The 4,755-nt window shown below is 66.2% G+C and carries 6 protein-coding genes and 1 pseudogene; 1 reads left to right on the top strand and 6 read right to left on the bottom strand.

The annotated features are described in order from the left end of the window. The 4 genes and pseudogenes from H7290_RS13905 to H7290_RS13890 form a co-directional block, all read right to left on the bottom strand. Positions 1 to 499: pseudogene (locus tag H7290_RS13905) on the bottom strand (hypothetical protein); the annotation flags it as partial. Further along, entirely contained in the window at positions 496 to 1,152 is a 657-nt protein-coding gene (locus H7290_RS13900; protein ID WP_290514613.1) for an ABC transporter ATP-binding protein, read from the bottom strand. The gene H7290_RS13900 and the pseudogene H7290_RS13905, both read right to left, overlap by 4 nt. A gap of 5 nt (positions 1,153 to 1,157) precedes the next feature. Continuing rightward, positions 1,158 to 1,871, bottom strand: a complete 714-nt coding sequence (locus H7290_RS13895) for an ATP-binding cassette domain-containing protein (protein ID WP_290514612.1) — start codon at positions 1,869 to 1,871, stop codon at positions 1,158 to 1,160. Next, a complete protein-coding gene (locus tag H7290_RS13890; RefSeq protein WP_290514611.1) occupies positions 1,868 to 2,512 on the bottom strand; it encodes a hypothetical protein in 645 nt (214 codons plus the stop codon). Before H7290_RS13890 ends, H7290_RS13895 begins: the two co-directional genes overlap by 4 nt. 148 nt (positions 2,513 to 2,660) lie before the next feature. Between H7290_RS13890 and H7290_RS13885 the strand changes: the two genes are divergently transcribed. Continuing rightward, positions 2,661 to 3,530, top strand: a complete 870-nt coding sequence (locus tag H7290_RS13885; RefSeq protein ID WP_290514610.1) for a ZIP family metal transporter — start codon at positions 2,661 to 2,663, stop codon at positions 3,528 to 3,530. 185 nt (positions 3,531 to 3,715) lie between these two features. On the opposite strand, the gene H7290_RS13880 is transcribed toward H7290_RS13885, so the two are convergent. Both H7290_RS13880 and H7290_RS21385 read right to left on the bottom strand, forming a co-directional pair. Then, complete coding sequence (locus tag H7290_RS13880) at positions 3,716 to 4,462, bottom strand: FliA/WhiG family RNA polymerase sigma factor (protein WP_290514609.1); 747 nt, start codon at positions 4,460 to 4,462, stop codon at positions 3,716 to 3,718. A 58-nt stretch (positions 4,463 to 4,520) separates the two neighbouring features. Further along, the coding region (locus H7290_RS21385) for a M15 family metallopeptidase (RefSeq protein ID WP_366927638.1) at positions 4,521 to 4,755 on the bottom strand (235 nt) is incomplete at its 5' end.

Raw genomic sequence — 4,755 nt, 5'->3', positions numbered from 1 at the left:
TCGTGAGGGGTCGAGACCCGGACGTGGTCTGCACCGTGATCGCCCCACCAGGTTCAGTGGCGAGGTTGGCGGCTGTCTGCTGGAACAGCATCGAGCCGGAGGTGCCGCCCAGGAGGTGGCGCACCTCGCCCGGGAATCGGGTGGCGTACGTCGGAGAGATCGAGACGAGGTAGGCGGCGCCGGTGTGCCGAACTCCCTGGGCGCCGGTTGAGGACAGTGACTTCACGCGCGCGAACGAGACCGGCTCAACAGTGCGGACGTCGGGCACCTTTCGAAGTTGCTTCGACACTGCAGTAGAGCTCCCCTGGGGGGTGATCTGCACCTGCCAGTCCACCTGCACCGAGGCCGCGGCTCGGACCGTGAGCGCCGAGTGGCTCTGAGTGACGAAAGCGCCGAGTGAGGCCACGAAAGCGATGGTCAGCGCGATGCTGGTTGCGGCCACGATCAACTCCACCGGGCGTCGGCGGATCAGGCCGGCAAACCATCGGAAGGATCTCATCGGGACCTCACTGCAGGGCACACGCCGCCGTCGCGGACGGCAAGCTGGTGGTCGAACATGTCGGCAAGGTCGGGATCGTGCGTAGCCAGAAGCAGGGCCCCACCCGCGGCAGCGACACCGTCGCGCAGGGCGAGGGCCACTTCGTACGCGTGATCCCGGTCAAGGGCGCCAGTTGGTTCATCGGCCAGGACCAGTCGATGTCCGCCGGCAAGGGCGCGGGCAATGGCGACCCGCTGCTGCTGCCCACCGGACAGCTGAGCGGGCAACGCGTCTACGAGGTCCTCGGCAGCGACTCGAGCCAACGCCTTGGCGGCTTCATCACGAGCCGTGGCGACATCAGCGCCGCGCAGGCGCAACGGAAGGGTGACGTTCTCGATCGCGGTCAGCTCTGGCATCAAGGACGGGGCCTGGAAGACCATCCCGATCTCACCACGCCGGGTCGACGGTGAGTCCGAAAGCCCTGGCCACGTGACGGTGCCCCTCGAGGGACTCAGCAGTCCGGCAAGAACCAGGAGCAGCGTCGTCTTCCCGCTGCCCGATCGGCCGGTCAGCGCAATGTGCGCCCCGGCATCAACAGTGAGGTCGACGTCGTGCAGGATCACGCTCCTGCCGTACTCAATCCCCACCGACCGCGCGACCACCAGCGAAGACATGGCGTTCATGAGACCCGCCCGTCGCGCAGGCGCACGATGCGGTCGGCGGCAGCCGCCACTCCGGGGGAGTGCGTGACCAGGAGTGTCGCGCCATCGGCAGGCTGAAGCCGACGCAGCAGCTCCAGCAGGGCAGTCTCCTCAGCGGTGCTGACCTCCGCTGTCGGCTCATCGGCCAACAACAGGCGAGGCCCGCCCGCCAACGCGACAGCGAGGTTCGCGCGAGCGGTTTCTCCCCCCGAGAGAGTCGACGGTCGCGCGTTGGCCCGCTCGCTCAGCTCGACCTCCCGCAGCAGCTCAGTGAGAGCTCGGGATGAAGTCGCAGCGGGTCGAAAGGACGCAGCCAGTCGGAGGTTTCCGATCACGTCCAGATGTTCGACAAGCCCGCTGGTCTGGGTCAACACCCCGATCAACTCACCACGGAGTCGAGCCTGAGCGGCCGGGGATTGATGGCTGATCTGGCGACCAGCAACGCGGACCGACCCGCCGTCAGGATCGTCCAGGCCGGCGAGCAGGTTGAGCAATGTGGACTTTCCAGAGCCTGACGGCCCGACGACCGCGACCATTTCACCAGGCTCCAGCGCGATTGACACATCACGTAGTGCAGCCACCTCCTCGCCGCCACGGCGGAAGAAGCGATGCAGCCCACTGGCCTGAAGGACCAGCGGCCCAGCGGCCGGGGTCGAGATCGATTCGATCTCGTTCAGCGTGGTGGTGCTCATCGGATGCTCAGGCTCTGGGACATCGTCCGGTAGGCATCGACGTTGTCGGCACCGACGGGGCCGTAGAGGTCCATGCGGACCAGTCGCCCGGACTTGAAGACCGAGTACTCCTCCACCTCGTCCCGGTAGACCTTCCCGGTCACGGCGTCCGGCTCGGAGTTGCGCCGGAAGACGATCCGCACCCCGGTGCCGCCGGGCAGGGTCACTGCGCTGACCTTGCGCAGCTCGAAGGCCGGCACAGACTTCTTCAGGCGCGGCACGTCGGTGGACTTCGCGTTGGCGACGTTCGGCGCCTGGCTGGCGCTCAAACTGTCAACGTTGACCCCGTTGAGCTTGTCGGTGAACTGCACGTTGGCGTTGGCGCCAGTTTGTGCCCAACCCTCTGGGTGGGTGAATGCGTAGCTTCCGGCCTTGTTCGTGTAGGCGACGAATGCGAGGTTGTCCGGGATGTCGCCAGGTGGGTTCTTCTCGATTGGCACACGCTTGTCCGTGGCTGCCGCCGACGGCGAGGAACCATCAGTCGGAACCTTGGACGCGGGAGGTGAGATGGAGCCGGCGCCGCACGCGCTCGCCGTGACGGCGAGGAAGAGAAGTGCTGCCGCCACGCCGAAGCGAGACTTGCGGGTCATTGAGATCTTCATACGTTCAGCGTGGGCGATCAATGATGAGACCACGATGAGAAGCCCGATCGGACCTGTGAGGCCCGAGGTACATGGTCCGCTTCTGCTCGATTTGCTCAACTTCTCCAGGTAGGTAAGGCTGGCCTTGTCGTCATCTGAGGAGTCTTCCGTGAGTTTGTCCACCACACTGCTGCTCGGCTTTATCGCCGGCGGCGCGATCGTGATCGGTTTGCCCGTGGGTCGGATGCATGCGCCCGCCGCGAACCTCCGGGTACTTCTCAATGCGACCGCCGTCGGCGTTCTGATGTTCCTGTTCTGGGACGTGATGTCGGCAGCGTTCGAGCCGATCGACGCGGCTCTGGCCGGCTATCACGAGGGGAACGGCGGCATCGGCTCGGCGGTTGGCTACGGTGTGCTGTTCATCGGAGGACTGAGTGCCGGCCTGATGGGCCTGGTGGCATTCGACCGTTACATGGCGCGGGCCGCGGTGCGCTCGAACAGCGAGCTGGTCTCGGTCGGCGCATCTGCTGGTGGGCCGGCAAGGGTCGATGTCGAGCCGTGGTCGACGGCGCAGCGACTCTCCCTGATGATCGCCATCGGCATCGGCCTGCACAACCTCGCCGAAGGCCTGGCCATCGGTCAGGCTGCCGCAAGCGATCAGATCGCCCTCGCCACGACCCTGGTGATCGGATTCGCACTCCACAACGCCACGGAAGGTTTCGGCATCGTTGCCCCTCTTGCGGCAGACGTCGACGAGGACGGGGCAACCCGGTTGCCGAGCTGGCGGTTCCTGCTGACCATGGCGGCGATCGGCGGTGGCCCGACGTTCGTCGGGGCTGCCGTCGGGCACAACTTCACCTCCGAACCGGTGAGCGTCATCTTCCTGACTCTCGCCGCGGGCTCGATCGTCTACGTGATCGCCCAGCTTCTCGGAGTCGCGTCCCGCGCGCGGCGTATGGACCTGGTAGCCGCCGGGCTACTGATCGGCATCATCGCCGGTTTCCTCACCGATGCCATCGTCATCGCCGGCGGAGCCTGAATCATCAACGGCCGCGATGACGTCAGTGACAGGGAAGTCCGCCTGCACCACTGAAGCGGTCCCGACGCCATACACCGTTCCATCCGTTGGACTGGTTCGGTGCGCTTGCGGAGTGACTTGGCTGTGGCCAACGGTGCGTGGTCAGAACACGTAGTGATGTTCTTCTTCTCGACTGGCCGCTGCCCTCAGGCGACGGAGGAGGTCAAGTGACCACGCAGGGTCAGCATGGCTCTGGTGTGCAGCTGGCTCACGCGAGACTCGCTGACGCCGAGGACCAGACCGATCTCGGCCAGCGTCATCCGCTCCCAGTAGTACAGCGCTACGACGATGCGGTCGCGCTCCGGCAGTCGGTCCACGGCCCAGAGGAACTCCTCGGGTCGGTCGTCCATGTCGTGTTCGGCCAGGAACGTCAAGCCTTGCGCAGGGGAGTTCTCGTTGGCCGTCCCCATCTCGTCGATGCTCCCGACGGACGTGTAGGAGATCGTCGTGTACGTGGACCTGAGCTCGGCAACGGTGATGCACAGCTCCGCGGCCACCTCCCTGTCCTCGGGAGTACGTGCGAGGCGGCGTTCGAGTGCGCTCCGCGCCGCGTCGATCTCGCGGAACTTGCCCCGCACGGACCGGGGCACCCAGTCCGACCGTCGGAGGCCGTCGATGATTGCCCCGTGCGTGCGGCGCACGGCGTAGGTCTGGAACTGCAGGCCGCGAGCCGGCTCGAACTTGTCGATCGCGTCCATGAGCCCGATGATGCCGTCGGAGACGAGGTCGGCCTGGTCCACGTGGGGAGGAAGTCGGGAGCGCACCCGGCCGGCGACGTACTTGACCAAAGGGGCGTACTGGACGATCAATCGCTCCCGGGCCTCGGGGTCGCCGGTGTCCTTGTAGTTCCGCCAGAGCCGTTCGATGCTGCCCTGGGCTTCCAGATCGTCCATCACACCGCCCCTTGTCAGAACGTGGGCTCGGCTCGATTTCCGAACCCCACCAGTCACTCTAGTGCTCATGCGACACGGTGTCCTTGGATTGGAACTCGAAGTGCCAGGGTTCTGGTCGGGAACCACCATCCGCCGCCCAGGTGGGGCGGATCCAGCCATAGGAGGGGCCATGCGTCGCCAGCCAACGGTGTTCGGGCGTGCTGGACCGTTCCGCTCCGCCACACAGGTCGACCGCTCGTCCGAGCCCGTGAACGGAGGTGCCGGGGGCCGCTGTGAGTGCTGGCTTCTTCGGG

Source organism: Aeromicrobium sp., assembly GCF_014378035.1.
GTDB lineage: Bacteria > Actinomycetota > Actinomycetes > Propionibacteriales > Nocardioidaceae > Aeromicrobium.
This window is presented reverse-complemented; position numbering and strand designations above follow the sequence as displayed.

Bases quoted from the DNA above. Each gene is read 5' to 3' on its own strand.
- H7290_RS13900 (WP_290514613.1), bottom strand. From the start codon at position 1,152: ATGTCTTCGCTGGTGGTCGCGCGGTCGGTGGGGATTGAGTACGGCAGG.
- H7290_RS13895 (WP_290514612.1), bottom strand. From the start codon at position 1,871: ATGAGCACCACCACGCTGAACGAGATCGAATCGATCTCGACCCCGGCC.
- H7290_RS13890 (WP_290514611.1), bottom strand. From the start codon at position 2,512: ATGAAGATCTCAATGACCCGCAAGTCTCGCTTCGGCGTGGCGGCAGCA.
- H7290_RS13880 (WP_290514609.1), bottom strand. From the start codon at position 4,462: ATGGACGATCTGGAAGCCCAGGGCAGCATCGAACGGCTCTGGCGGAAC.